Origin of the sequence: Pseudomonas sp. ANT_H4, assembly GCF_008369295.1 — a bacterium.
Classification (GTDB): domain Bacteria; phylum Pseudomonadota; class Gammaproteobacteria; order Pseudomonadales; family Pseudomonadaceae; genus Aquipseudomonas.
The window spans coordinates 1-945 of the sequence record NZ_VOBG01000083.1 but is presented as its reverse complement, the minus strand read 5'-3'; the positions used below and the strand labels follow the sequence as shown (position 1 = coordinate 945).

Below are 945 nucleotides of genomic sequence, written 5' to 3'. Positions count from 1 at the left end.
TGAACGCCTACCGCAAGCTACTTCGGTAGAAGACTTCGAAGCCTTGCTGCCGTGGAACTGCTCGCCAGAAATGCCACGGTAACCATTAAGCCCATCGTTTGGTATGTGGGGTTTATGAGGCGCTTACTGACATTCGTCAGCCTGCCGCCCAGCCAGATCGTGCCAATGTTGGCCGATCAAGACCGTTACCTGGCCTCAGAGTCGACCTTTTACCGCGTCCTCAAAGAGGCTAATCAGCAGCACCGACGTGGCCGCAGCCATGCACCGCACAAGCATGCAGCGCCGACGACTCACCGTGCCGCCACCGCCAATCAGGTTTGGTCTTGGGACATCACCTATTTACCCTCGCCCGTGCGTGGAAAGTATTACTACCTGTATTTGATTGAAGACATCTACAGCCGTAAAGCCGTGGGCTGGGAGGTTTACGAGCAAGAAAGCGGCGAACGGGCTGCTGAACTGATGGAGCGCACGGTGCTTGCCGAACGTTGCGCAGGGCGGCCCCAGCGTTTTGGCGATGTTGCTGACCACCAAATACGTCGACGGTTTGCCACTGTATCGGTTCGAAAAAGTACTTGGCCGACACGGCGTCGATATCCCCCGCCAAACCTTGGCGCGCTGGGTGATCCAGTGCGGCGAACACTTGCAACCGTTGCTGAATTTGATGCGCGACCGGTTGCTGGAAAGTCCAGTTATCCACTGCGATGAAACGCGGGTACAAGTGCTGAAGGAACCGGATCGAGACCCGACCAGCCAGTCCTGGATGTGGGTCCAAGCCAGCGGCCCGCCTGCGCGCCCAGTTGTCCTGTTTGACTACACCACCAGCCGAGCGCAGGAGGTGCCGCTGCGCCTGCTTGCCGATTATCGCGGCTACCTGATGACCGACGATTACGCCGGCTATAACGCCTTGGGCGCGCAGCCAGGTGTCGAGCGTTTGGGCTGCTGGGC

The 945-nt window shown here is 58.8% G+C and carries 2 pseudogenes; both read left to right on the top strand.

The features are described 5' to 3' along the window. Positions 1 to 132: 132 nt before the first annotated feature. A pseudogene (locus FQ182_RS29645) lies at positions 133 to 501 on the top strand (DDE-type integrase/transposase/recombinase); the annotation flags it as partial. Further along, positions 488 to 945 (top strand): annotated as a pseudogene (locus FQ182_RS29640) (IS66 family transposase); the annotation flags it as partial. The pseudogenes FQ182_RS29645 and FQ182_RS29640, both read left to right, overlap by 14 nt.